Raw genomic sequence first — 24020 nt, 5'->3', positions numbered from 1 at the left:
AGGTATCTATGACGGCGGGGGCGGCGGTTCTGGGGGTTATGGTGCGGTGCTGCAATTGGGGAGCGTCGCCGAAACAATCCAACACTCCGTTCTCGGAGGTTCTGGAGGAGATGGTGGAACCGGAGACTGGGCCGGAAATGCTGGCAGCGGCGGCAAAGGCTTGCATATCTCCGGCTCAGTAGGAGCTCAAATCCTGATAAAGGGCGGCACCGACATACAAGGGGGGGCGGGAGGAGCGGGAGGATCAGCCTGGACTACCACTTCTGACCAACTTGGGGGGAGCGGTGCGGCTGGTGGAGCTGGAATCACCGCTATTCAAAGCACTATTGAGCTAAGTGTGGGATCACAGGTCAATGGTGGATCTGGTGGAGTAGGCGGTACAGGCAAGACCGTTGGTGCTCACGGAGTTGGAGGTGAAGGCATCAATGGCAGCAATTTATTCATCATCAATTCAGGCACGATCGCTGGCGGTTTAGCCGGTGATGCCTTGGTTCGTGCCAATGCCATCACCTTCGGCGGCTCTGACAACACGCTTGAACTGAGAGCAGGCTCCGCCATTGTTGGCAATGTGGTGGCTGTAGCAGGGGGCAGTGATGAGCTCACGCTGGGTGGCACTGACAACAGTCAGTTCGACCTGTCCACCATTGGTGTGCAATACCAAAACTTCGCCCGTTTCTCCAAGACGGGCAGCAGTACCTGGACTGTCACTGGCACACAAACTGCCGCTGGCGACTGGAGCATCAAGGCGGGTACTCTGCGGGCAGGTGCTGCCAATGTGTTCAACAGCAGCTCTGCCTATACGGTGAGCAGTGGCGCTGCGCTGGATCTGGCTGGATACAACCAGACCCTGCCCAGCGTAAACAATAGCGGCACCATTCGTCTTAGTGGTGCCGCTCCGGGAACCGTGCTTACAGTGACCGGTCCTTATGTGGGCAATAACGGCACGCTGGCACTGTCTACGGCACTTGGCGCTGATGGCAGCGTCACTGACAAAATATTACTGAGCAGCCCTCTTGCCGTAGCAAGCGGTCACACGTCTTTGCAAATCACCAATGCAGGGGGCTTGGGCGCGCAGACGACAGGCAGCGGAATTGAAGTTGTAGGAACAGAGAACGGAGCTAGCCTGCAGCCAGGTAGCTTTACTCTGGCTGGCGGTCACGTCGATGCTGGCGCCTATGAGTACCGCCTAATTCAGACGGCCCAAAGCGCAGCATTGCATTCAAGCTTGCCTGCACCTGCACCTGCACCTGCACCTGCACCTGCACCTGCACCTGCACCTGCACCTACCTACCGTGCTGAAGTGCCTTTGCTATCCGCACTTCCTGCACAACTGCGGCAAGCGGACATGGCCATGCTTGGCGATTTGCACAAGCGTATGGGAGATGAGGCTTCACAAGTGACTACCAACACCGGTGTTGAGCAAAGCCGTCGCGTCTGGGGACGCGTTCTGCGCACAGATCCGACCATTCGTCAGCAGGGCACAGTAAGTCCCGAGAGCAGCGGCCATATGACAGGTTTCCAGGCAGGCCTGGATCTGTATGCCGACAAAAATGTGAAAGCCGGTATCTATATAGGACAGCTTGACGGCGATATGAGCGTCAAGGGCTTTGCCAGCGGCGTTGAGCGTAAATATGTCGGCTTTAACAATCTGCGTACCCGCTATCTGGGCGTGTACGGCACTTGGAAAGATGCCTCAGGCCTTTATGCAGATGCTGTGGTGCAAGGCGCTGACTATCGCAGCGACTCGCGCACCGCAGATGACAAATCAAACTCCCGAACCAAGGGAGACGGATGGCTGGCCTCGTTAGAGCTGGGCAAACCTTTCACCATCAACAGCAGCTGGCAAGTTGAGCCTCAGGCACAAATCATCTACCGCAAGCTGAGCATTGATGACACTGCACTCAGCCTGGCCTCTGTGAAAAACAAGACTGATGACGATTGGACACTGCGTCTGGGAGCACGCATCAAGGGCAACTTCAGCACTGGTGCTGGCCTACTGCAGCCTTATGGCCGCATCAACATCTACAAAGCGAGCTCCACGACGGATATGGCGACCTTTATCACGCCTGGAGCTTCGACCGACATCAAGGCAAAGGGCGGCTACACCACCACCGAGCTGGCTGCCGGTGCCACATTGCAGCTTAGCAATAGCACCAGCCTTTACGGTGAGCTGAGCAAACTCTGGGCCAATGGCGGGGACAGCCGAGTCAAAAGCGGAGTACAGGCCTCTGTCGGCGTGAAGGTCCTGTGGTAAGCATCCACTCTTGAGATCTGCACTCAGCACTTGCATTACAGGGCCTTCACACCCGTGAAGGTGCTGATACCAGTCATTGGCGCGAAGCCTCATTGACAGAGGGAAGTCGTTATTGATTCTTTGCGCCTAAAACGCGATACAATCCACGTCCTTTAAGGGTAAGTGGTCAGACTCAAAATCCCCCGCCGCAAGGCGTGCCGGTTCGATTCCGGCCCCGGGCACCACATATCCAAGCCGAGAAAGTATTCTCACTTTCTCGGCTTTTCTATTCTCTGCGTTCATTGCTTGAGCAACTGGCAAACTGCGTACGTCATGCCAGTTTTTAGAGCCTTCCCTTGCCCGGGAGCAAGCAAAGTCAGCTCTTAGCCACCCATTTGTCTGGGATTGCACAGAATCTGTGCATAACTTTCCCTCAACCACCTTCATGCTTCAGACACTGAAGGCTGCGCTTCTCAATTCAAGTTACATATCACTGAGCATGTGCAGACAGTGCTCTCACGCGCTCGCCCTCGTTTAGTTGAGCAAGTATCGAGGTGTTCCTCTCTGGGAAATAGCTTTTCATTGTCAGCGTACGTCCACTGCAGACCAGGCATTTGCATTGCCAATGCAGAGCACCCTTTTCCCTGAATACACAAAAAAGCGCTGACCGATGCAGCGCCTTTTCTCCACAATTCATGTGGATAAGATTGTTAGCAGTCTGTGAATTTAAAGTGACAAACCTTCGTTTCCCCTTGTAATCAAGATGAACAAAGGTTGATTGCCTTCAAATCAGGCAACTGCACATCAAGGGCAAACCCTAGGCCACCTCAGAGCTGACGCCGGATCAGCATTCGCCCAGACTCAGTAATATGCCAATGCTTTTGTACATCCTGCTCCACCAGGCCTCGCTCAAGCAAACGGTGAGACAAGTATTCCCTGGCAGCAGACCAAAGCGATACATCCTCACCCAGTTCCAGCTTCTTGAGCGTTTCCAATTCATCGACCGTAGGTTCATACACAGGTGCGCGGTAGAGTGCAGTTAGCATGATGATTTCTCCTAAGCTCATTCAGTGAAACCAGTACTCCGAATTCGGAGCACCTGACAAGCAAGATATGCCTGTCATTCGCATCAAGCAATAGACGGTGGCCTGCTTTACCTTAATTCACGCGACGCTCTTTCACCTCACTTCACTGGCTGCATAAGGTTTGGCAGCCACTCTTTTTTCAGGAGCTTGCTGCCCTTATGCTGTATGCGCTTGCAATACTTTTTGCCTTTCAATTACTTGGGGAATTGGTAGTTCGCACGACCGACCTTCCTCTTCCCGGAGCACTACTAGGCACCTTGCTCCTGCTGCTAGGTCTGCTTTTTTACAAGCGCTTGCCCAAGGCTCTGGAAGACACCGCACAACTACTGCTCCAGAACATGATGCTGCTTTTCATTCCCGTCATCGCGGGTGTGATGCTGGAGTTTGATCATCTGCGCCGCGAATGGCTGCCGTTTGTCCTTGCCTGCATTGCCGGTGCCGCGGTTACCTTTACAGCCACCGCCCTCACCTTCCGATTCTTTTTGCTGCGCCAGGCGTCTTTGCAACCCCGGTCCAAAGGCGACTCTGAACTGGAGCAAAGCACATGAGCAATTCACTGCTTGATCGCCTGCACTCGGCTTGGCTGAGCCTTGCCCAAGGCTCGCCTCTGCCATGGCTGGTGTTGACTTTACTGGTCTATCTAGCGGCCATGGCCGTCTACAAGAAAAGCGGCAGCCGCCCCATCTTGATTCCCGTGTTCACCGGCGTAGTGGTCATCGTCAGCATTTTGATGTTGACTGGCACTCCCTATGAGACCTACCGCAGCGGCGTCTCTTTGCTGGGTCTGATGATTGGTCCTGCCACCGTTGCCTTGGCCATCCCTCTTTATGCGCAGCGAGAGCGCATCAAGCAGCTCTGGCTGCCTGTCAGTGTCGCCTTGCTGGTGGGCTGCCTGGTGGCACTGTTTTCCGCTTTGGGGATTGCATGGATCTTTGGCGGCTCGGAGGCCACTCTCATCGCCGTAGCCCCAAAGTCTGCCACCATCCCCATTGCACTTCCCATGGCAGAGCGCTTTGGCGGCCAACCATCGCTGGCTGCTGTGGCCGTGGCTATCACCGGCATCAGCGGCACCATGATGGCCCCGCTTCTGTGCCGCTTTCTCAACCTCAAGGACCCTGCCGTACAAGGCTTTGCGCTCGGACTGACCGCCCACGCCATCGGCACTGCACGGGCAATTCAGGTCAACCCAACAACTGCCGCCTTTTCGGCATTGGCCATGGGCCTGAACGGCATAGCCACCGCAATGATGATGCCACTGGTATTGAGCATCACGCCCTGGCTCTGAAGCTGTCCCAAGTCGCTAAAGCCAATGCGGCACAGCCACACTCGGAGCTTGGATCAGTTTAAGAACACTGGCGTATGCACTTGGCCATGCCTTGGCCTGGCGATCAACGAGCCAAGGCCGGCAAATACCGATCAATGCCAGCCACTCAAAGAGGCCACCTCACAAAAAGCCAAGTTCTCCCCACCAACGCCCCACAAGCTTGTGGACAAAGTTGACTGCCCATCTGGATAAGCCACTCAAGTCTTTGTTCTTAAAAGATTTTTCAGAACGCGCTTAATTTTTAAGCAAATCACAGTCTGTCATGCTTAAGTGCTGCAGAACATGTGTTTCATGGCAGCTCATAGTCGTGTCAACAGCGCTTTCTGTCAGTTTTCCCCATTAAACAGCTACAAGCTTGTGGACAAGCTCTAGCAACCGCTTGAATAAGCGACTTAACTCCTTGTCACATCAGAAAAAACGGGTTGCTGATTATTTTTTAATCAGCACCCCGTTTCAGCTAAGCCATCAGAAGCTCAACGCAGCGGCTGCTGCCAGTCTCCCAGTTGGTAGGCGCTGTCCCAGAACATCCACTCCAGGCGCGCCGCATCCTTCATGCGGCCCGCGTGGCTTCATTGGCATCAGCCGCCAAGCGGTCCACCGTGGCGCAGACACCGCGCACTGCTGCATGGAATTCCTCGCTGGCATAGATATCCACCCAGCCCTGATACGGGTTGTCCTTGGCCGATCGTGCATAAGTCGCGCATAAAACCGTCATGCAAGCTGCGCTGCACCACCACGGCTTCGTTGGCGCATTGGCAAACTGCACTACGCCTTCGGCGTTAACGGACTTGGCAGCCGTTACCGCCAGCGCACGGCCATAGGCAACCAAGTAATGCGCATCGTGAATCATGTAGTGGCGAAAGCGCTCCTGGCTCAGCGTTCCAGCGGCCAGTTCCTGGTTGAAGGGCAACTCCAGCGTGCTTTGAAACAGCGCCTGGTTGGCATCCCACAGGCTTTGGCTGAAAGACAGGACGAATCTCCACTTTAAATTCATAGCAGTCAGCGCTTTTACTGACTGGGGGAAGCGGCCATTCTTGCCCAGATACCTGCTTTTACCGCCCAAAGCCCGCTCGATATCAGGTCAAAGCTGTATTTCAGCGAGCAGTCCCCGGTTTTCCGCCTGCAGCCTCTTGCGCCTTGTCTTGCAGCCATTGACTGAACACCTTGAGCGCCGGCGAGGGCAGAGCCTCGGTCGCCAGCTCGGGCGTGACCAGGTAATAGGCTCGGTTGCCACGCAAAGGCTGAGGGCAGGCAATGATGAGATCGCCACGCGCAATTTCCTGCTCGATCAGCATGGGCGGAATCAGCGCCACACCCAGCCCTTGGCTAGCGGCAACGGCCAGCATGGAAAACAGCTCCAGCCGCATGCCGTCGAGCGCGCGGGGTGCATCGACATTCATGGTGTCAAACCATTGCCGCCAGCCCTGGGGGCGCGTACTTTGCTGCAACAGCGGCAGGCGCGCAATCACCTCGGGTCCCACGGGCAGCCAGGCGCGCCCAGGGTCGCGCTGTCGAGCCGTGGCCAGCAGTTGCGGACTGCACACGGGCACCACCTCTTCATCCATCAGCCATTGCGCCTGCACGCCTGGCCAGCGCGCCACCTGCTCGGGCGTGCCAGCGTAGATCGCGGCGTCAAAAACGGTGTCGGCAAACAGAAATGGCCGGGTCTGCACATCAATGTGCACGGTGATATCCGGATGCTCTCGCGTGAGCTGAGGCAGGCGCGGCAGCAGCCAGCGGGTGGTGAAGGTGGGCACGGCCGCCAGATTGATGGGCCCGCCCTCGCCCTGATGGCTCATCAAGTCCAGCGTGTCGCGCTCCAGCCCCTGCAGCCAGCGGCCGACCTGGGTGGCGTAGTGGCGGCCCGCATCCGTCAGCAGCACACCATGGCGCGTGCGCTTGAACAGGGCCACACCCACAAACTCTTCCAGCGCAATGATCTGGCGCGAGACGGCGCTTTGCGTCAGCGACAGCTCCTGCGCCGCCTTGGTGTAGCTGATATGACGGGCAGCAGATTCAAAACAGGCCAAAGCCTGCGTGGAAGGGAGAACTCTTCGCATACTTTTTATGCAATCAATGCATCCATAAAATCAAAAACAAAGTAGAAACCCTAATAAATTCATTTATACATGCGTTTTACTCATCCATAGATGATTATTCATCGTTTGCCCAGAGGAGTTTCGGAGTCCTAATATGTGTGCATGCACTCAGGCGAGAGACCACCTGAGGCCCAACACTTTGTATTCAGGAGAAGAACATGGCAAATGGCTACCAGTGGGACGACTGCTTCCAACTCGACCAGCAATTGACCGAGGACGAGCGCATGATCCGCGACGCCGCTCGCGACTACTGCCAGGACAAGCTCAAGCCCCGCGTGCAAGCCATGTTCCGCAATGAATCGGTCGATCTGTCCATCTTCCGCGAGATGGGCGAGCTGGGCTTGCTGGGCCCCACCATCCCCACGCAATACGGCGGCGCAGGCCTGAACTATGTGAGCTACGGCCTGGTGGCGCGCGAGATCGAGCGCGTGGACTCCGGCTACCGCTCCATGGCCTCCGTGCAGTCCTCTCTGGTGATGGTGCCCATCAACGAATTCGGCACCGAAGCCCAAAAGATGAAGTACCTGCCCAAGCTGGCCTCGGGCGAGTTCATCGGCTGCTTTGGCCTGACCGAGCCCGACCACGGCTCCGACCCCGGCTCCATGGCCACCCGCGCCTACAAGGTGGACGGCGGCTACAAGCTCAAGGGCAACAAGATGTGGATCACGAACAGCCCCGTGGCCGATGTGTTCGTCGTCTGGGCCAAGGAAGTGGCCGAAGACGGCACCGTGGGCCAGATTCGCGGCTTCATTCTGGACAAGGGCATGAAGGGCCTCTCCGCCCCCGCCATCCACGGCAAGGTGGGCCTGCGCGCCTCCATCACCGGTGAAATCGTGATGGACGATGTGTTCTGCCCCGAAGAAAACGCCTTCCCCGATGTGCGCGGCCTGAAGGGTCCGTTCACCTGCCTGAACAGCGCCCGCTACGGCATCGCCTGGGGTGCGCTGGGCGCGGCCGAAGACTGCTGGCACACCGCTCGCCAATACACACTTGACCGCAAGCAGTTTGGCCGCCCTCTGGCTGCCAACCAGCTGATCCAGAAAAAGCTGGCCGACATGCAGACCGAAATCACCCTGGGCCTGCAAGCTGCCCTGCGCGTGGGCCGCATGAAGGACGAAGGCCAGAACGTGATCGAAGTGACCTCGCTGGTCAAGCGCAACAACTGCGGCAAGTCGCTGGACATCGCCCGTATGGCACGCGACATGCTGGGCGGCAACGGCATCTCCGACGAGTTCGGCGTGGCCCGCCACCTGGTGAATCTGGAAGTTGTGAACACCTACGAAGGCACCCATGACGTGCATGCGCTGATTCTGGGTCGTGCGCAGACTGGCATCGCGGCGTTTGCGAACTGATAGCTCCCCCTGAGCGGCTACGCGGCTTCCCCCTCTCTCGCTTCGCGGGAGGGGGACGGCAGCTTCGCCGCGAGGCGGCTCTTGCTTGCTGCCTTGACCTCGGAACGATGGCGACGTTGGATCGTTTTCCCTTGCGAAAGGGGCATGGCGAGCACTTTGGTCGTCATGCGCAGCCTTTGTTTCCGCTATCTATTTGTTAGCTGGTACCGCTTTATTTGTATGGGTTTTGAATGGTTTTCATATCAAAACCCATACCAATACAGCGCAAGCAGCTTCTGTTTTCATAGTTTCCGCAGTTCCCCGACTCGGCTTCTGGATTGATCTGACATGAACGCATCGACAACCACTCCCACAGGCGCTCTGACTGGCATCAAGGTGCTGGATCTGTCGCGCGTGCTGGCGGGGCCCTGGGCCACGCAGATGCTGGCCGATCTGGGCGCCGATGTGATCAAGGTAGAGCGCCCTGTGGCCGGCGACGATACGCGCCACTGGGGGCCTCCGTTTCTGAAGGACGATGCGGGCAACGACACGCGCGAGGCCAGCTACTTCACATCCTGCAACCGCAACAAGCGCTCCATCACCGTAGACATGGCCCACCCCGAAGGCCGCGCCCTGCTGCAGCGCATGGCGGCCAATGCCGATGTCGTGGTGGAGAACTTCAAGACCGGTGGCTTGGCCCAGTACGGTCTGGACTATGCGAGCCTGAAAGAACAGAACCCGCGCCTGATTTACTGCTCCATCACCGGCTTTGGGCAGGACGGCCCCTATGCCGAGCGCGCAGGCTACGACCTCATGGTGCAGGCCATGTGCGGGCTGATGAGCATTACCGGTCATGCCGATGGCGAACCCGGCGGTGGCCCGCTGAAAGTGGGCGTGGCCGTGATTGACGTTTTCACCGGTCTGTATGCCAGCAACGCCATTCTGGCGGCGCTGAACGCGCGTCACACAACAGGCGAAGGCCAGTACATCGACATGGCGCTGCTGGATGTGGGTATGGCCGTGCTAGCCAATCAGGCCGCCGGCTTTCTGGCCACCGACAAGGCTCCGGGCCGCGCCGGCAATATCCACCCCAGCCTCGCTCCCTACCAAGACTTCCCCACGCTGGACGGCAATGTGCTGCTGGCCATTGGCAACGACGGCCAGTTCACCCGCTTTTGCGCGGCCATTGGCCATAACGACTGGGCGCAGGATGTGCGCTTTGCCACCAACACCGTCCGCGTACAAAACCGCACGGCGTTGCTGGATCTGATGGGGCCTGTGATGCTGCAACGCACCACCGCCGACTGGATTGCATTGCTGCAAGACAAGGCCGTGCCCTGCGGCCCCATCAACACCATTGCCCAGGCGTTTGAAGACCCCCAGGTCAAGGCACGCGGCATTCACAAAACCCTGCCACGTCAGGCGGGCGATGGCATCAGCCAGGTGGCCACCGTGGCCAACCCCATGCGCCTGTCGGCCACACCGGTCAGCTATCGCAGTGCACCACCGACGCTGGGCCAGCACACCGACGAGGTATTGCGCGAATTCGGGATTGAGGACAGTGCGATTGAAGCACTGCGCAAGCAGGGAGTGCTTTGAAACTTTTCAAACCAAGGCAGCTTCCCGAAAAAGAGGGCTCAAGCCCCAGGACGCAGGCAGTTCCACGAGTTCTGTACTGCAAATTACACATTCCAAGGAGACAGAAATGTTCAAACTCACAGCCACTGTTCTGGCAGCCATGGCCTTTTGCGGCGCAGCACAAGCGCAAAGCAATTACCCCAACAAGCCCATCCGCCTGCTGGTTCCCTTTGCCGCTGGCGGCACCACGGACCTGATTGCCCGTGTCCTGTCCGAACCCCTGAGCAAGGAACTGGGCCAGTCCGTCGTGGTGGAAAACAAAGGCGGCGGCGGCGGCAGCATCGGCGCAGCAGAAACCGCTCGCGCCAAGCCCGATGGCTACAACCTGGGCATTGCCACCGTGTCCACCACGGCCACCAACCCCGCCATCAACCCCAAGCTGCCCTACAACGCCTTCACCGACTTCACGCCCATCGTGAACATTGCGGCCACGCCCAACATCATTGCGGCCAACCCCAAGTTTGTCGGCAAGGACTACAAGAGCTTTCTGGCTGAAGTCAAGAAGAACCCCGGCAAGTACTCCTACGGCTCGCCCGGCACCGGCTCCATCGGTCACCTGATGATGGAAATGTTCATGCTGGCCACCGGCACCGAGATGATCCACGTGCCCTACCGCGGCTCCGGCCCGGCCATCAATGATGCAGTTGCCGGCCAGATTCCTCTGTTGTTCGACAACTTCCCCTCCACCCTGCCCTTCCTGAAGGACAAGCGTCTGACGCCCCTGGTGATCGCTGCTCCTCAGCGTCTGGCCGTGCTGCCCGATGTTCCTACGCTGGCAGAGGTTGGAGCCCCTGGCGTGAACCGCATGGCCTACTACGGCATCGTCGGCCCCAAGAACATGCCCAAGGAAATCGTCAACAAGATCAATGCCGCCACGCTGAAGGTTCTGCAGGACCCCGCCGTGCGCAAGCGCATTGAAGATACTGGCTCGCTGATCGTTGCAGGCACACCTGAGAAGTTTGCCCAGGAAATCAAGGCCGAATACGCTGCCTACAAGGAAGTGGTGGACAAGCAAAAGCTGACCATGGAATAAGCGCCAGCCGCTCCCATCTCATCCTCACCCCATCCCCGCCTGGCGGGGATTTTTTATGTCCGCGCCAAGCGGCGCGGCCCTTGTCAAAGCGAAGGCTTGAGTCTGAAGCTACCCGCCAGCTTCACCATCATGAAGAGCCACAGCGCCCCGCCCATCGCAATCAGGCAGCCCCCGACATAGCCAATCTGGCCCATACCCCATTGCTGGCTGACGATGCTGCCCAGCAACGCACCGCCACCAATGCCGATGTTGAAAATGCCCGAGAACATGGACATGGCCACATCAGTGGCGTCGGGCGCCAGGTTCAGCACCTTGGACTGCATGGACAGCGCAAAGCAGATCATGGCAATGCCCCAGATCGAGCTTTGCAGATACAGGCTCCAGACATGCGCGCTGCTCATGACCAGCAGCAGCAAACTCAGCGCCAGTACCGCAATGGCCGACAGCAAGAAGCCACGCGGAAAGCGCATGCCAAACCAGCCAAACAACACACTGCCCACAATGCCCATGCCGCCGTACAGCAGCAGCACGGCCGTGGTCACATTGCCCGCATGGCCTGCAATGTCCTGCACAAACGGCTCGATATAGCTGTACGCGGTGAACTGGCCGGTGATCACCACCACCAGCAGCGCATAAATACCCACCAGAGCAGGTCGCTTAAACAGCACAGGAACGCTGGACAGGGAGCCAGCGTTCTCGCTGGGCAGCAGCGGCAGCAGCTTGCCCAGTACCAGCATCACCACGGCAGCCACGCCGCCGATGGCCAGAAACGTCATGCGCCAGCCCAGCCACTCCCCCACGATGCGCCCCAGCGGAATACCCAGCACCATGGCAATCGAGGTACCAGTGGCCAGCAAGCTCAACGCCAAAGCCTTCTTGCCCGGCGGTGCGACGCGCACGGCCAGCGATGCCGTAATCGACCAGAAAATGGCATGCGACAGCGCAATGCCGATGCGGCTCACGAGCAGCGAGGCATAGCTCCAGGCCACGCCCGAGAGCACATGGCTGAGCACAAACACCGCAAACACGCCCATGAGCAGCTTGCGCCGCTCCACCTGACGCGTCAGCAGCATGAAGGGCAACGAGGCCAGCGCCACGATCCAGGCATAGATGGTCAGCATCAACCCCACCTGCTCCACCTTCATGTCAAAGCTGGCACCAATGCTGCTGAGCAGGCCCACGGGCACAAACTCACTGGTGTTGAATACAAACGCGCCCAGCGCCAGCGCAATCACGCTGAGCCAGGCCTGGGTGCTGGATCTTGTCGGGGTAGAGGAAACGGTTCGAGGTTCTGTCATGCAAAAAAGCGGCTTGGCGGCAAACACGGCACAAGCCGAAATTGTGCGCGTGCAGCATGACAAAAGACCGAGAGCCCGGCCTTGCCCCGGCAAACGCTGGGGTCAGGCTGGGGCCAGACCGCACTCGGAGAGATCAATAAGCCACCGTAAAGCGCGCCTTGATGTGCTCGCGCTTGTCCAGCGCATCCACCAACGCCACGGCCAGATCCTGCACCGAAATATCGCCGGGCTGACCATCGGCCTGCATCAAAGGCTCATCCTTGCCTGTACGGTATTGAGCGGTGCGGCCCTTGGACTGCGCAGCCGATCCACCATGAAAACCCACGGCAGGGCTCAGCACCGTCCAGTCCAGGGTCTGCTCTTTTTTCAGCTCAGTGTACATATCGCGTGCGGCTGTAGCTCCTGGCTTGATGGCAGCGGGAAAGTCGGGCGAATCCACTAATTGCTGACCGTTCACGTACAAGCTGCCGGCACCGCCGACGACCAGGTATCGCTGGATGCCTGCGGCCTTCACGCCCTGCACGATGGAGCGCGAGCCCTGCATGAAATCGTCATAGATATTGGGATTGGTCCAGCCCGCGTTATAGGCACTGACCACCGCATCGCAGCCCGCTACGGCGCGCTGCACTTCATCGGCCTTGAGCACATCGGCCTTGACGAACTGCACATGCTCACGTGCCGCAAGCGTCTCGGGCTTGCGCACCAGGGCAACGACTTCATGACCACGGCGCAGCAACTCGTCCAGCACGCCTGCACCCACAAAACCGGTAGCGCCAATCAATGCAACTTTCATTTTTCAACTCCTTGTGTTTTCAACAAGACTGAAGATTAATCAGCATCGATCTGCAGAAAAACCCCTTTCAGCCACCATGACCTTGAAGCACAGCTTCACAATAGACCAATGGAAGACTTCAAACGCATGGCCATTTTTGCCGCCGTGGTAGAGCGCGGCAGCATGAGTGCGGCGGGCCGCCAGCTGGATATGTCCCCCTCTGCCATCAGCCAGCACATTCGCCAGCTGGAGCAGGATGCGGGCCTGACACTGCTGCATCGCTCCACGCGCCAGCTGGCCCTGACCGATGCAGGCCAGCGCTTCTACACCCAATGCGCCGCCATGTGCGAGGCCGCCAGCCGGGCTCGGGCCGAGCTGGCGGCAGAGCAACAACAGCCCAGCGGCGAGCTGCGCCTGTCGGCCCCGGCCGGCTTTACCCAGCACGCTGTGCCTGCGCTGGGTGAGTGGCTGAACCGGCACCCTGCCCTGCGCCTTCGCCTGCTGATGGACGACACGCCGATTGACCTGATCCAGGCGCGTGTGGATCTGGCACTGCGCTTTGGCCATCTGCCGGACTCCAGCTGGGTTGCACGTCCGCTGGGCCGCAGCCCCACAGTGCTGTGCGCTGCGCCGCAATTGCTGGCAAGGCTTGCGCAGCGGCCTCAGCACCCGCGCGACCTGTCCGGTCTGCCCTGGCTGGACATGAGCCGCAGCGACCCGCCACAGATCAGCGCCTTATGGCAGCACAGCGCCAGCGGCGAGCGTTTTCCGCTGCAAGCCACACCGCAGATGAGCAGCAACCACCGCGCTGCCGTGCAGCAGTTTTGTGAAGCGGGTCTGGGTCTGGCTTTGCTGTCCGCCCATGACGTCACCGCCAGCCTGCGCGATGGGCGGCTGCTGCGCCTGCTGCCGCAGTGGGATATGGGCCAGCTCGACATCTGGGCCGTCACCGCCCAGCGCGATGCGCTCAGTGCCAAGGTGCGCCAGGCCATCGAGATTCTTCGCCAGTACTTTGCACGACTGGAAGGCATGCAGCATTCGCTATGAATTTCAAAGCTTATGCCGCTTTATCAGCATGAACTTCAGAATGATTTATATATAAATATGAGGTTCAGCAAGCGCAAGCAGCTCCTTTTTCAGGAGTTTCCCAAGCACACGCGCATGAAAAAGGCCTGCTCGAAAGCAGGCCTGTGGCAGCAGGCAGGCGCAATCAGTTCAGATCGATAGGCGTCTTGTTGCCATTGATGTAGCGGCTCAGCGTGTAGCTGGGGTTCTTCATCTCGCCGTTCTTCTCGAACTGGATCTTGGAGGTCACACCCGAATAATCGGACTTCTGCAGGAAGGGGATATAGACCTTGGGGTCCCAGGAGTTGGCGCGCTTCATGGCATCGGCCAGCAGCATGGTGCCGTCGTAGAAGTAAGGGCTGTAGACCTGGAACTGGCCGGGGTATTTGGCGTCATAGCGCTTCTTCCACTCCGTGCCGCCGGGCATCTTGGCAATGGATGCTCCGCCATCAGCGCAGACCACATTTTCCAGCGGCTTGGCACCCGCAGCCACCTTGGCCAGCTCGGTCACGCAAATACCGTCACCGCCGAACATCTTGACGTCATTCATGCCCAGCTGGGCCATCTGGCGCAGCATGGGGCCAGCTTGGCCGTACATGCCGCCGTAGAAGATGGCGTCGGGCTTCTTGGCCTTGATGGAAGTCAGAATGGCCATGAAATCCGTGGCCTTGTCGTTGGTGAACTCGTTGGCCACGATCTTGATGCCCTGTTTTTCGGCATCTTTCTTGAACACATTGGCCAGGCCCTGGCCATAGGCCGTGCGGTCGTCGATCACGGCCACGTTCTTGAGCTGGAGGTTCTTGGCCGCATAAGTGGCCAGCGCCGCGCCCAGGGCGTTGTCGTTGGCGATCACGCGGTAGGTGGTGTTCCAGCCGGGCTTGGTCAGGTCGGGGTTGGTGGCCGCGCCCGTGATCATGGGAATGCCGCAGTCCTGAAAGACCTTGGACGAGGGAATGGCCACGCCAGAGTTCACAAACGCCACGGCACCGGCCACCTTGTCGTCGCACAGCTTTTGCGAAGCGGCTGTACCTTGCTTGGGGTCGGCCACATCGTCCTCGGCCACCAGCACGAACTTGACCTTTTTGCCGCCGATTTCCATGCCCTTGGCGTTCAGGTCCTCAATGGCCATTCGCACGCCGTTTTCATCATCCTTGCCGAAGTGGGCCTGAGGTCCAGAGGTCGGGCCGATGTGACCGATCTTGATGACCTGCTCCTGAGCCATTACGCCCCCTGCCATACCTGCTACGACTGTCGCGATACACAACTTGCCAAAGTTCTTCATTGCGCACTCCACTCGGTTGAGACAAGCCGCCACCTTATGCCTCGCACCCCGTCATTGGCAATGAGGCAATCACATAGGCGCACCGAGTGCTACACCGGTACAACAATCAGCGTTTTCAGGGATCGGCAGGCGGGTATGGCTGTGCTGCAAAAGCCTCTTCTCTGCTCCCTGGCCAGACTGGTGGCTCAGCCAAAGAAAAACGCCCCTGAGCGGGGCGTTTTTTCATGGTGGTCTTGCGACTCAGGCCGCCTTGGCCTTCAGCAATGCATCCACCTTGGCGTGCTGATCCAGCGTCGCCAGGCAAGCATGGGCCACTTCCACGCCCTTTTTCACAAAGTGATGGCGGAAGAACTCCACATGATCGCCATGCTCATGGAAGTCACGCGGCGTCAGCACGGCGGAGAACACGGGCACTTCGCTGTCGAGCTGCACACGCATCAGACCGTCGATAACTGCTGTCGTCACAAACTCGTGGCGATAAATGCCGCCGTTGACGATCAAGGCCGTTGCAATCACGGCGTCAAACTGACCGCTTTGCGCCAGCTTCTTGGCCATCAAGGGAATCTCCAGCGCACCAGGCACGCTGAAATGCGTGATGTTGGAGGCTGCAACGCCTTGAGCCTTCAACTCGGACTCTGCGGCATCACGGGCCTGGTACACCACCTCGGTGTGCCAGCTGGCGCTGATGATGGCAATGCGGCTGCGTGCGGCCACGGCTCTCCAGGGCGTACCTTCGGAAGTAGCGTGGGGTTCAAAGTTCATGGAGATAGGGGTCTGATTCATGGTGGTATTTCCAGAAATTCCAATGAATCAGGGCGTGCGCAAACGCACCCACTCATGAAGCAGCCAATGCGGAGCCACAAGTCGATGCTGCGCGATCTCTTTCATCCGGACTGTGACCGTCGGCCCTGGCATCTCACCAAGTCTGCTGACCCCGCAGGCTCTGGCGAGACTGCAGGCGCTCGCGGGCTGCTGCAGTCAATGCCAGGCACTGCTACAGATACCGCCGGTGGGGAGTTTCACCCCGCCCTGAGAACGCTGCTTTGCAGTGAAGCTGATTCACCACAAGACCAAGTCATTCTAGCGACGGTTTGACACAACTTCTGCCAAAAGGGTCACCCAGGCGCCAAGCGGAGAAATATGAGCTTAAATCACATCAATCGCTTATCCAGCATGCGATAACAGCTATCAATAAAAGAGTGGTTTCAACCCAGGCAGTCAACCTATCCATGCCCTGACACGTTAAAAAGCAAACTCGCCAGACCCTGCCGCAAGGCGGTGCGAGCTCACCAGATCAAGGACGAGCATGAAAACTCCGGCACTGCACACATTTCTCCGTCACTCATCCCGCTGGGCAGGAGTAGGAGCACTCGCGATACTGTGTACCGCCTGCGTGACCATGGATGAAGGCTATGGCGGCGGATACGGTGGTGGCGGATATGGCGGCGGCAACTACGGCTACTCCAACCCGCCCATCTATGGCGCTCAACCTGTCTACCCCAGCTATGGCTACGACCGTGGTGAATGGGCTGCCCGCGAGCGTCAACGTGAACGCCTGCAGCGTGAGCGCGAATACAACCAGCAAATGCGCGAGCGTGAGCGCCAAGCCAGAGAGCGCGACCAGTGGCAGCGCCAGCAACAGCGCGAACGCCAACAACAAATGCGCGAACAGCAGCGCATGCAGGAGCAGCAACGCCGTGAATGGCAGCGCCAGCAAGAGCAAAACCGCCGCGACCAGGAACAAGCCAGGCGCGATCAGGAGCGCAACCGTCAGCAGCAGATGCAGCAGCGCGAACGTGAGCGTCAGCAGGCTCAACGTCAGCAGCAGCAAGAGCGCCAGCAGCAATGGCGTGATCGTCAACAGCAAGATCGTGATCAACGCCCACCACAGCGGCGCGAATTTGAGCGTGGCAGCTAAAGCCTCGGGCATTGCTTCAGATTTTGCGGCGCCCGCCTCATAATTGCCCACTATATAAAAAGCGAACAGGAGGCCCGTCATGCTCAAGTTGAAATTGCCTGCAATGGCGAGGCTGCGCCTGGGTCTGACTGCCTTGCTGGGACTGCTGGGTCTACTGAGCCTGAGCCATATGGCCCAGGCGCAAATCATGCGCTGCACCGATGCCAAGACGGGTGAAGTCACCTACACCAACGGCCGTTGCCTGGGCGGCGAAGCATCCGCACAGATAAGCGCGGCGCAAAGCCCCCAGGAAATTGCCGAGGAGCGCGATGCCGCAGCCAAGGCGCGTGAGCTGAGCAAAGCCCAGATTGCACGCGACGAAGCGCAGCGCCGCCAGCGAGAAGCCGCTGAACGCAAGGAGCGAGAGGCCGCCGAAAAAGCCCAGGCCAGAGCCAGCGCCAACCCGGAAAACACCCCCGCCTGCCGCCAGGCACGCGAGCGCTACAACAGCATTCTTGCCGAAGCCTCCCCCGATCCCGCGACCTGGGGCGAGCGCAGCCAGGCTGCCCAGGCACAGATGGAAATGAGCTGCCTTGGCAGTGCGGCCTATCAGCAACTGCAGCAAAGCAGAGCACTGCAGCCCAATGCCATCAACCGCCCGCAATGGGGCTACAGCCACCCACCCCATCACTATCCACCGGTGCGCCCCACACCATCGCAGCCCCCGGCCAAGATCATCAATTGCAATGTATTTCGCTGCTACGACAATCGCGGCGGAGTGCATCCGATACCTTGATTCCCCCTGAGCGGCTGCGCCGCTTCCCCCTCAAGGGGACGACACCATTGGTGCGCGGCGGCGCTTCTTTGGTGTCCCTTATGTCCAGCGCACCCTTTCAGCAGCGCTATGCTTTTTCAAGCAAGCCCTGCTGCACTGTGGGGTAGCGCAGCCTGAACCCCAGCTCTTTCTTGAGCCGCTGATTTGACAAACGCCGTGACTCGCTCATGAAACTCAGCAAGCTTGCGGGCAACTCGGCCCGGGCCTGCTCTCTGGAAATACGTGGCGGCCTGGGCAGAGCATAGAGGTCTGCTGCAAGGTCGAAATAGTCCCCCATCTTCAACTCGGTATCGTCACTGGCGTGATAGACGCGCTGTGCCTGCCCTCGCCACAAGGCGCGAAGACAAGCCCGAGCCAGATCATCTGCATGAATGTGATTGGTATATACGTCGTCGGCAGGCTGCAGGGCGGGCGTGGCACGCATCAACCGGGCTTTGGGCGTTCCTGCTTCTCTGTCCGGCGCATAAATACCAGGAATGCGCAAGATGCTGGCACGCATCCCGGCTCGCCCCGCAAAGCGCACTGCCCGTTCTGCGTTCACACGCCGCTGCGCCCTCGGAGTGGCAGGCGCAACCTGGCGAGTCTCTCTCACCCACTGCCCAGCACAATCGCCATACACCCCCGTTGTTGAGGCGTAGACCATGCTGCGCGGCAGACTGCGCAAGCGCAGTGCCTGCATCAGTGCCGTCGTTCGTGCGTCCAGCCACCAGCCTTCTGACTCTGCACTCAGTGCAGCAGGAGGCGCCAGGTGCAGCACACGCGTCGCAATGCCAGCGAAGCGCCGCAGGCTGCCCGCATCGTCCAAGTCTCCATACAAAGGCCTCACGCCCTGGCTTCTGATGGCCGCTACCCGGCTGGAGTTGCGGCTCAGGGCCAGTATCTGAAAGCCACGCCCTGCACCGGGGGAGGCATTCAATAGCCGGGCAATGCGCTGCCCTACATCGCCATGCCCGACGATCAATACACGTTCGCGACGAAAGCGCGCTGGTAGCGCGCCCAATGGGTTTGGGTTTGAGGGCAAAATCGGGGACTGCTGCGTAAGGGGTCACCACGTTGCTGCACCAGCAGCAACGCTTGGCAATAGCTGCCATTTACGCCTTCAAGGATAACCAAAACGTCATGACCGAGATCGCCAACGCTTCGTTTGAAATTACCGTCCAGCCCAGCGGACGTGCTTTTGCCACACAAGGTGCTGAGACCATTCTGGCTGCTGCCATTCGTACCGGCGTAGGCTTGCCCTACGGCTGCAAGGACGGAGCCTGCGGCTCCTGCAAGTGCAAAAAGCTCAATGGTGAAGTCAGCCACGGCCCGCACTCCGACAAGGCGCTGAGCGCCGAGGAAGAAGCCAATGGCTATGTGCTGACCTGCTGCGCCACCCCCCACAGCGATGTGGTGCTGGAGTCGCGCCAGGTGACCGACGCCAGCTCTTTCCCCATCAAGAAGATGCCAGTGCGCGTAGCTGCACTGGAGAAGAAGTCTCACGACGTCATGCAGTTGCGCCTGCAATTGCCCGCCAGCGAGAAGTTCCAGTACCACGCAGGCCAGTATGTGGAGTTCATCCTCCGCGATGGCTCACGCCGCGCCTACTCCATGGGCACCGCGCCTCATGTGCAGGAAACCTCTCCTGGGCTTGAGCTGCATATCCGTCACATGCCCGGCGGCAAGTTCACCGATCATGTTTTTGGTGCCATGAAGGAAAAGGAAATTCTGCGCGTGGAAGGCCCGTTCGGCAGCTTCTTCCTGCGCGAAGACTCCGACAAGCCCATCATCATGCTGGCTTCCGGCACCGGCTTTGCGCCCATCAAGGCTTTGATCGAGCACATGCGCCACAAGGGCTTCAACCGCTCTGTCACCCTGTACTGGGGTGGCCGCCGCCCCGGCGATCTGTACTACGCAGACTGGATCGCCGAGCAAGCTGCCGCCATGCCCGGCCTGACCTATGTACCCGTGGTGTCCGATGCCTTGCCCGAAGACAACTGGACAGGACGCACCGGCTTTGTGCACCAGGCTGTCATGGATGACTTTGCCAGCCTGGCCGGTCACCAGGTCTATGCCTGTGGTGCGCCCATCGTGGTGGATTCGGCCCGCGCTGCTTATACCAGCGAACGCGGTTTGCCCGCTGAAGAGTTCTACGCCGACGCCTTCACGTCCGAAGCGGACAAGTAAGCACCCTCTTTTGCAGAAACCCTGATGCATTTGATACCGAATCAGGGTTTACACGCAAAATTCCTGCGCAAGTAACCACCTCTCCGTGAGCGGCTGCAATTTTTTGCACAATAGAGATCTATGAACCGTAGAAACAGCCTTCTCTCGGTCATGGCGGCCGCTGCTGCCTTGGCCTCTCCCCTGTCCCAAGCACAAGAGCCCATCCGTCTGATCGTGCCCTATGCGCCCGGAGGTCCTCTGGACATCACCTCGCGCGCACTGGCAGAGCGGGTGCGTGATTCTCTGGGCGTGGTCATCATTGACAACAAGGCTGGCGCTGGCGGCAATATTGGTGCCGACGCTGTGGCCAAGGCCAACCCTGACGGCATGACCATTGGTCTGGCAGCTACCGCCACCCACGCCGTCAACCCCTGGCTCTACACCAAGATGCCCTATGACGCGGGCAAGGACTTTGCCGGCATCACGCAAATGGTGCGCGTGCCCAATGTGCTGGTGATGAATGCCGCCAAGGCCGAGCAACTCAAGATTCGCAGCGTGGCGGATCTGGTCAGCTACGCCAAAAGCCATCCCGGCAAGCTCAACTACGGCAGCGGCGGCAATGGCTCGGCTGGTCACCTGGCCGGTGAAATGCTCAAGCAAAAAGCAGGATTCTTTGCCTTGCACGTGCCTTATCGCGGCGCCAACCCTGCACAGCTGGCCCTGCTATCGGGTGAGGTCGACTTCAATATCGACAACCTGGCTGCAGCCGCCCCCAATATCCGAAGCGGCAAACTGGTGGCTCTGGCGGTGACATCACTCAACACCTCCCCCCTGCTACCCAATGTGCAGCCACTGTCCAAAACCTATCCTGGCTTTGCGATTGATACCTGGTGGGGTCTGGTCGCTCCCGCCGGAACTCCCAAGCCCGTGCTGGAAAAGCTGAGCAAGGCATTCAACGATGCACTGCAAGCGCCGGAGACCAAAACTCGCTTTCACGCCTTGATGGCCGAGCCCGTGGGCTCCACACCTACTGAGTTCGATCAGTTCATGGCCGCTGAGCGCACGAAATATCAGCCCATCGTCAAGGCATCAGGCGCCAAGGTGGACTAAATACACTGCCTGCAAAAAGGCCCCGACGCCAAGGCATCGGGGCCTTTTTTTACATCTTTTATGGCTCAAACGCTTACGGGTAAAGCGCTAGCAGCTATCAATTCTGAAGTTTCCACCAACTCTGATTCTGGCTAATCTGGATGCCTTGCTCAGCCACGGACTGCAGCAGCTGCGCACTCACGCATTCGGGTGCAATTTCGGCCAGTGGCACCAGCACAAAGGCTCTTTCCCACATCCGCGGATGAGGCACGATGAGTTCCGAATCATTCGACTGCCAGCTGCCCCACAGCTCAATATCCAGATCCAGCGTACGCGGAGCATTGCGATAAGGGCGTTCTCGCCCTGCCTGAAGCTCCAGCGCCTGTAGTGCGTGCAAAAATGCCAGCGGCTCCTGCTGGGTACGCACCAGCGCCACCGCGTTCAGATAATCCGGCCCGGATGAGTCAACAGGTTTGGTGCTGTAGAGCGAAGACACCGCCAGCAGCTCGGTCTGTGCCAGCTGGGCAATGGCCTGCACTGCCCAAGCCAGCGTCCGGGATGCATCGCCCAAGTTCGCCCCGAGCCCGATGGCCACCGTATCGGCGGCCAAAGCACAGGGCTTATTCATCAGAGCCAGCGGCTGCAGCGGCGCCAGCCGATGGCTTGCGGCGGCGACGGCGGCGCTTTTTGGGCGCTGCGGCATCGCCTTCTTCAGCGATCTGATCGAGGGGACTACCCGCCTCCTCCGACTCGGTTTTTTTCTTAGCAACGCGGTGTACCTTGGGCGCTGCCTGCTGCTGAGAGCGCTGACGGGCACGCTGTTCGTCACGGGCCTGGGCAATTAGATCATCGCGACGCGTATCATCGGCCTGCGAAAACTCCTGCCACCAGCTGGCCAGACTTTCTTCCACTTCGCCGATATCGGCTCGCAAACGCATGAAGTCAAAGCCCGCCCGAAAGCGCGGCTGCGCCACCATGGAATAAGGCGTGGCACCAGTGCGCTTGTCAAAGCGCGGCTGCATGACCCAGATTTCGCGCATGTCAGCAGCCAGCTTGCCGCGGCCCGACACATCGCCAATGCGCTGGTCAAACACTTCGTCAATCGACTCCTGCAGCGCAGGAAAGGGGTGATAGCCCTTGCCCAGACGTTTTTCCCAGCCGGTCTTGACGTCTTGCCAGAGCACGCAGGCCAGCAAAAAGCTGGGAGCCACGGGCTTGCCTTCGGCGACACGGCGGTCGGTATCCATGAGGGCGGCCTGCACAAATGGATGGTCGGCACGCTCCATCACCACATCCAGCAGCGGGTAGATGCCGCGTGACAGGCCTAGCGCCTTGAGCTGCTCTACCGAAGCCAGCGCATGGCCGGTTTGCAGCAGCTTGAGCATTTCATCAAACAGACGGCTTTGGGGCACATCGTGCAACAGTGGCTCGCACTCGACCAAGGGCTTGGCCGTTTTGGCATCCAGCTTGAAGCCCTTGCCATGCAGCTTGGCCGCAAAACGCACGGCGCGGATGATACGCACCGGGTCTTCGCGGTAGCGCGTGGCCGGATCGCCAATCATGCGCAGCACCTTTTTCTTGGCGTCTGCAATACCGCCGTGATAGTCGACCACGATCTGTGTCTCGGGATCGTAGTACATGGCGTTGATGGTGAAGTCGCGGCGCGTGGCGTCCTGATCCTGCGGGCCCCAGACGTTGTCGCGCAGCACGCGGCCGCTGGCGTCCACGGCATGCTTCAAGCCAGCCAGCTGATTCTTGCTGGTGCGCTCATTGCCGCTGACCTGCTCGGCCGCGCTGTTATCCAGAAAGGCGCGGAAGGTAGAGACTTCAATGACCTCGTTCTCGCGGCCACGGCCATAGACCACGTGCACGATGCGAAAGCGCTTGCCGATGATGAAGGCGCGGCGAAACAGGTTCTTGACCTGCTCGGGCGTGGCATTGGTGGCCACGTCAAAGTCCTTGGGGCGCAGACCCAGCAGCAGGTCACGCACGGCGCCGCCCACGATGTAGGCTTCAAAACCCGAGCGCTTCAGGGTCTGCACCACATCAATGGCACGGCGATCCACCAGGTTCGGGTCAATGCCGTGCACCTGCACTGGCACTTCATCACGTTTGCCGAACTTGGGCTTGCGCGAGCGGGGGGCTGCGGGCGCCTTGCCCAGCAGCTTGTCAATAATGGTCTTGATCATGGTGCTTCGCTAAATAGGTCCACGATGCGCCAGCCGCGTTCCTCGGCCAGGGCACGCAAGCGCGCATCGGGGTTGGTGGCCACCGGGTGATCCACTTTCTCAAGCAGAGGCACATCGTTCATGGAGTCGCTGTAGAAGGTGGTCTCCACATCGCTCCAAGACTGACCACGCTGGGTCAGCCATTCGGTCATACGCACCACCTTGCCTTCACGCATATTGGGAAGGCCTGCAATTTCGCCAGTGAACCAGCCGCTGGCATCGCGCTCCAGGTTGGTAGCCAGCAGATGCTGCACGCCAAAAGCCTGGGCAATGGGCGCAGTCACAAATTCGTTGGTAGCCGAGGTGATGACCACCGTGTCGCCAGCATCCAGGTGCTGCTGCACCAGGGCAATGGCCGCAGGCTTCATGGCCGGACGGATGACCTCCTCCATGAAGCGCTGATGGGCTGCATTCGCTTGGGCTTCGCCACGCTCAACCACGGCAGCCGTGGCAAAGCGAACATAGTCAGGGATATTGAGCTTGCCTGCCTGGTAGTCGTCAAAAAAAGCATCGTTTTGGCGACCGAATTCTTCTCGATCACACCAGCCAATGGCGATAGAAAACTCTCCCCAGCCATGATCGGAATCCAGCGGCAGCAATGTGTGGTCCAGGTCAAACAGCGCCAGTTTGGGCTTGTTTGGCAAATCAGAAGAAATCGACATGCAA

The 24020-nt window shown here is 59.2% G+C and carries 21 protein-coding genes, 1 pseudogene and 1 riboswitch; of the genes and pseudogenes, 11 read left to right on the top strand and 11 right to left on the bottom strand.

Going from position 1 to position 24020, the window contains the following annotated elements; genetic code table 11:
- Nucleotides 1–337 precede the first annotated feature (337 nt).
- On the top strand, nucleotides 338–2254 hold the full coding sequence (locus AC2I9W_RS10635; RefSeq protein ID WP_486410118.1) for an autotransporter family protein: 1917 nt from the start codon (nucleotides 338–340) through the stop codon (nucleotides 2252–2254).
- A gap of 806 nt (nucleotides 2255–3060) precedes the next feature.
- On the opposite strand, the gene AC2I9W_RS10630 is transcribed toward AC2I9W_RS10635, so the two are convergent.
- The gene (locus tag AC2I9W_RS10630; protein WP_486409935.1) at nucleotides 3061–3279 is read right to left on the bottom strand and encodes a hypothetical protein; all 219 of its coding nucleotides are present in this window, start codon (nucleotides 3277–3279) and stop codon (nucleotides 3061–3063) included.
- Between the two features lie 197 nt (nucleotides 3280–3476).
- On the opposite strand from AC2I9W_RS10630, the gene AC2I9W_RS10625 reads away from it, so the two are divergent.
- Nucleotides 3477–3866, top strand: coding sequence for a CidA/LrgA family protein (locus AC2I9W_RS10625; protein ID WP_486409934.1), 390 nt, complete (start codon nucleotides 3477–3479; stop codon nucleotides 3864–3866).
- Nucleotides 3863–4603 carry an LrgB family protein gene (locus tag AC2I9W_RS10620; protein ID WP_486409933.1) on the top strand — a complete coding sequence of 247 codons (741 nt, stop codon included), beginning with the start codon at nucleotides 3863–3865 and terminating at the stop codon, nucleotides 4601–4603. The genes AC2I9W_RS10625 and AC2I9W_RS10620 overlap by 4 nt, the downstream gene beginning before the upstream one ends.
- Nucleotides 4604–5115: 512 nt before the next feature.
- Here AC2I9W_RS10620 and AC2I9W_RS10615 read toward each other — a convergent pair.
- Together AC2I9W_RS10615 and AC2I9W_RS10610 are read right to left on the bottom strand one after the other, a co-directional pair.
- Nucleotides 5116–5612: pseudogene (locus AC2I9W_RS10615) on the bottom strand (thiaminase II/PqqC family protein).
- Nucleotides 5613–5736: 124 nt separating this feature from the next.
- On the bottom strand, nucleotides 5737–6702 hold the full coding sequence (locus tag AC2I9W_RS10610; protein WP_486409932.1) for a LysR family transcriptional regulator: 966 nt from the start codon (nucleotides 6700–6702) through the stop codon (nucleotides 5737–5739).
- 197 nt (nucleotides 6703–6899) lie between these two features.
- Between AC2I9W_RS10610 and AC2I9W_RS10605 the strand changes: the two genes are divergently transcribed.
- The 3 genes from AC2I9W_RS10605 (at nucleotide 6900) to AC2I9W_RS10595 (ending at nucleotide 10743) form a co-directional block, all read left to right on the top strand.
- Entirely contained in the window at nucleotides 6900–8093 is a 1194-nt protein-coding gene (locus AC2I9W_RS10605; RefSeq protein WP_486409931.1) for an acyl-CoA dehydrogenase, read from the top strand.
- A 327-nt stretch (nucleotides 8094–8420) separates the two neighbouring features.
- The gene (locus tag AC2I9W_RS10600) at nucleotides 8421–9671 is read left to right on the top strand and encodes a CaiB/BaiF CoA transferase family protein (protein WP_486409930.1); all 1251 of its coding nucleotides are present in this window, start codon (nucleotides 8421–8423) and stop codon (nucleotides 9669–9671) included.
- 106 nt (nucleotides 9672–9777) lie between these two features.
- Nucleotides 9778–10743: a tripartite tricarboxylate transporter substrate binding protein BugE gene (locus tag AC2I9W_RS10595; RefSeq protein ID WP_486409929.1), complete on the top strand. Its 966-nt coding sequence runs from the start codon at nucleotides 9778–9780 to the stop codon at nucleotides 10741–10743.
- An 83-nt stretch (nucleotides 10744–10826) separates the two neighbouring features.
- Here AC2I9W_RS10595 and AC2I9W_RS10590 read toward each other — a convergent pair whose 3' ends face one another.
- Both AC2I9W_RS10590 and AC2I9W_RS10585 read right to left on the bottom strand, forming a co-directional pair.
- Entirely contained in the window at nucleotides 10827–12041 is a 1215-nt protein-coding gene (locus AC2I9W_RS10590) for a sugar transporter (protein WP_486409928.1), read from the bottom strand.
- 133 nt (nucleotides 12042–12174) lie between these two features.
- On the bottom strand, nucleotides 12175–12834 hold the full coding sequence (locus AC2I9W_RS10585) for an NAD(P)-dependent oxidoreductase (protein WP_486409927.1): 660 nt from the start codon (nucleotides 12832–12834) through the stop codon (nucleotides 12175–12177).
- 108 nt (nucleotides 12835–12942) lie between these two features.
- Between AC2I9W_RS10585 and AC2I9W_RS10580 the strand changes: the two genes are divergently transcribed.
- Nucleotides 12943–13860 (top strand): LysR family transcriptional regulator, encoded by a 918-nt coding sequence (locus tag AC2I9W_RS10580; RefSeq protein ID WP_486409926.1) that lies wholly within the window; start codon nucleotides 12943–12945, stop codon nucleotides 13858–13860.
- Nucleotides 13861–14023: 163 nt separating this feature from the next.
- On the opposite strand, the gene AC2I9W_RS10575 is transcribed toward AC2I9W_RS10580, so the two are convergent.
- Entirely contained in the window at nucleotides 14024–15160 is a 1137-nt protein-coding gene (locus AC2I9W_RS10575) for a branched-chain amino acid ABC transporter substrate-binding protein (RefSeq protein WP_486409925.1), read from the bottom strand.
- Nucleotides 15161–15400: 240 nt separating this feature from the next.
- On the bottom strand, nucleotides 15401–15943 hold the full coding sequence (locus AC2I9W_RS10570) for a 6,7-dimethyl-8-ribityllumazine synthase (RefSeq protein ID WP_158392797.1): 543 nt from the start codon (nucleotides 15941–15943) through the stop codon (nucleotides 15401–15403).
- An 89-nt stretch (nucleotides 15944–16032) separates the two neighbouring features.
- Nucleotides 16033–16201: riboswitch (FMN riboswitch) on the bottom strand.
- 358 nt (nucleotides 16202–16559) lie between these two features.
- Between AC2I9W_RS10570 and AC2I9W_RS10565 the strand changes: the two genes are divergently transcribed.
- The gene (locus AC2I9W_RS10565) at nucleotides 16560–17078 is read left to right on the top strand and encodes a hypothetical protein (RefSeq protein WP_486409924.1); all 519 of its coding nucleotides are present in this window, start codon (nucleotides 16560–16562) and stop codon (nucleotides 17076–17078) included.
- Between the two features lie 79 nt (nucleotides 17079–17157).
- Complete coding sequence (locus tag AC2I9W_RS10560; protein ID WP_486409923.1) at nucleotides 17158–17853, top strand: DUF4124 domain-containing protein; 696 nt, start codon at nucleotides 17158–17160, stop codon at nucleotides 17851–17853.
- A gap of 106 nt (nucleotides 17854–17959) precedes the next feature.
- On the opposite strand, the gene AC2I9W_RS10555 is transcribed toward AC2I9W_RS10560, so the two are convergent.
- A complete protein-coding gene (locus AC2I9W_RS10555) occupies nucleotides 17960–18913 on the bottom strand; it encodes an SDR family oxidoreductase (RefSeq protein ID WP_486409922.1) in 954 nt (317 codons plus the stop codon).
- Nucleotides 18914–19011: 98 nt separating this feature from the next.
- Between AC2I9W_RS10555 and AC2I9W_RS10550 the strand changes: the two genes are divergently transcribed.
- Together AC2I9W_RS10550 and AC2I9W_RS10545 are read left to right on the top strand one after the other, a co-directional pair.
- The gene (locus AC2I9W_RS10550; RefSeq protein WP_486410117.1) at nucleotides 19012–20058 is read left to right on the top strand and encodes a CDP-6-deoxy-delta-3,4-glucoseen reductase; all 1047 of its coding nucleotides are present in this window, start codon (nucleotides 19012–19014) and stop codon (nucleotides 20056–20058) included.
- Nucleotides 20059–20178: 120 nt separating this feature from the next.
- The gene (locus AC2I9W_RS10545) at nucleotides 20179–21147 is read left to right on the top strand and encodes a Bug family tripartite tricarboxylate transporter substrate binding protein (protein WP_486409921.1); all 969 of its coding nucleotides are present in this window, start codon (nucleotides 20179–20181) and stop codon (nucleotides 21145–21147) included.
- Between the two features lie 97 nt (nucleotides 21148–21244).
- On the opposite strand, the gene folK is transcribed toward AC2I9W_RS10545, so the two are convergent.
- Genes folK through AC2I9W_RS10530 form a run of 3 tightly spaced genes read right to left on the bottom strand, consistent with a single transcriptional unit; the run spans nucleotide 21245 to nucleotide 24016 of the window.
- A complete protein-coding gene (folK, locus tag AC2I9W_RS10540) occupies nucleotides 21245–21754 on the bottom strand; it encodes a 2-amino-4-hydroxy-6-hydroxymethyldihydropteridine diphosphokinase (protein ID WP_486409920.1) in 510 nt (169 codons plus the stop codon).
- Nucleotides 21747–23315 (bottom strand): polynucleotide adenylyltransferase PcnB, encoded by a 1569-nt coding sequence (gene pcnB / locus AC2I9W_RS10535; RefSeq protein ID WP_486409919.1) that lies wholly within the window; start codon nucleotides 23313–23315, stop codon nucleotides 21747–21749. The genes folK and pcnB overlap by 8 nt, the downstream gene beginning before the upstream one ends.
- Nucleotides 23312–24016 carry a histidinol-phosphatase gene (locus tag AC2I9W_RS10530; protein WP_486409918.1) on the bottom strand — a complete coding sequence of 235 codons (705 nt, stop codon included), beginning with the start codon at nucleotides 24014–24016 and terminating at the stop codon, nucleotides 23312–23314. The genes pcnB and AC2I9W_RS10530 overlap by 4 nt, the downstream gene beginning before the upstream one ends.
- Nucleotides 24017–24020: the final 4 nt, after the last annotated feature.

This window comes from Comamonas sp. FUJ_7 (genome assembly GCF_057369555.1).
This window is presented reverse-complemented; position numbering and strand designations above follow the sequence as displayed.

Excerpts from the sequence above, each read along its gene's own strand:
- AC2I9W_RS10630 (WP_486409935.1), bottom strand. The coding sequence starts at position 3,279 with ATGCTAACTGCACTCTACCGCGCACCTGTGTATGAACCTACGGTCGAT.
- AC2I9W_RS10625 (WP_486409934.1), top strand. The coding sequence starts at position 3,477 with ATGCTGTATGCGCTTGCAATACTTTTTGCCTTTCAATTACTTGGGGAA.
- AC2I9W_RS10620 (WP_486409933.1), top strand. The coding sequence starts at position 3,863 with ATGAGCAATTCACTGCTTGATCGCCTGCACTCGGCTTGGCTGAGCCTT.
- AC2I9W_RS10610 (WP_486409932.1), bottom strand. The coding sequence starts at position 6,702 with ATGCGAAGAGTTCTCCCTTCCACGCAGGCTTTGGCCTGTTTTGAATCT.
- AC2I9W_RS10605 (WP_486409931.1), top strand. The coding sequence starts at position 6,900 with ATGGCAAATGGCTACCAGTGGGACGACTGCTTCCAACTCGACCAGCAA.
- AC2I9W_RS10600 (WP_486409930.1), top strand. The coding sequence starts at position 8,421 with ATGAACGCATCGACAACCACTCCCACAGGCGCTCTGACTGGCATCAAG.
- AC2I9W_RS10595 (WP_486409929.1), top strand. The coding sequence starts at position 9,778 with ATGTTCAAACTCACAGCCACTGTTCTGGCAGCCATGGCCTTTTGCGGC.
- AC2I9W_RS10590 (WP_486409928.1), bottom strand. The coding sequence starts at position 12,041 with ATGACAGAACCTCGAACCGTTTCCTCTACCCCGACAAGATCCAGCACC.
- AC2I9W_RS10585 (WP_486409927.1), bottom strand. The coding sequence starts at position 12,834 with ATGAAAGTTGCATTGATTGGCGCTACCGGTTTTGTGGGTGCAGGCGTG.
- AC2I9W_RS10580 (WP_486409926.1), top strand. The coding sequence starts at position 12,943 with ATGGAAGACTTCAAACGCATGGCCATTTTTGCCGCCGTGGTAGAGCGC.
- AC2I9W_RS10575 (WP_486409925.1), bottom strand. The coding sequence starts at position 15,160 with ATGAAGAACTTTGGCAAGTTGTGTATCGCGACAGTCGTAGCAGGTATG.
- AC2I9W_RS10570 (WP_158392797.1), bottom strand. The coding sequence starts at position 15,943 with ATGAATCAGACCCCTATCTCCATGAACTTTGAACCCCACGCTACTTCC.
- AC2I9W_RS10565 (WP_486409924.1), top strand. The coding sequence starts at position 16,560 with ATGGATGAAGGCTATGGCGGCGGATACGGTGGTGGCGGATATGGCGGC.
- AC2I9W_RS10560 (WP_486409923.1), top strand. The coding sequence starts at position 17,158 with ATGCTCAAGTTGAAATTGCCTGCAATGGCGAGGCTGCGCCTGGGTCTG.
- AC2I9W_RS10550 (WP_486410117.1), top strand. The coding sequence starts at position 19,012 with ATGACCGAGATCGCCAACGCTTCGTTTGAAATTACCGTCCAGCCCAGC.
- AC2I9W_RS10545 (WP_486409921.1), top strand. The coding sequence starts at position 20,179 with ATGAACCGTAGAAACAGCCTTCTCTCGGTCATGGCGGCCGCTGCTGCC.
- folK (WP_486409920.1), bottom strand. The coding sequence starts at position 21,754 with ATGAATAAGCCCTGTGCTTTGGCCGCCGATACGGTGGCCATCGGGCTC.
- pcnB (WP_486409919.1), bottom strand. The coding sequence starts at position 23,315 with ATGATCAAGACCATTATTGACAAGCTGCTGGGCAAGGCGCCCGCAGCC.
- AC2I9W_RS10530 (WP_486409918.1), bottom strand. The coding sequence starts at position 24,016 with ATGTCGATTTCTTCTGATTTGCCAAACAAGCCCAAACTGGCGCTGTTT.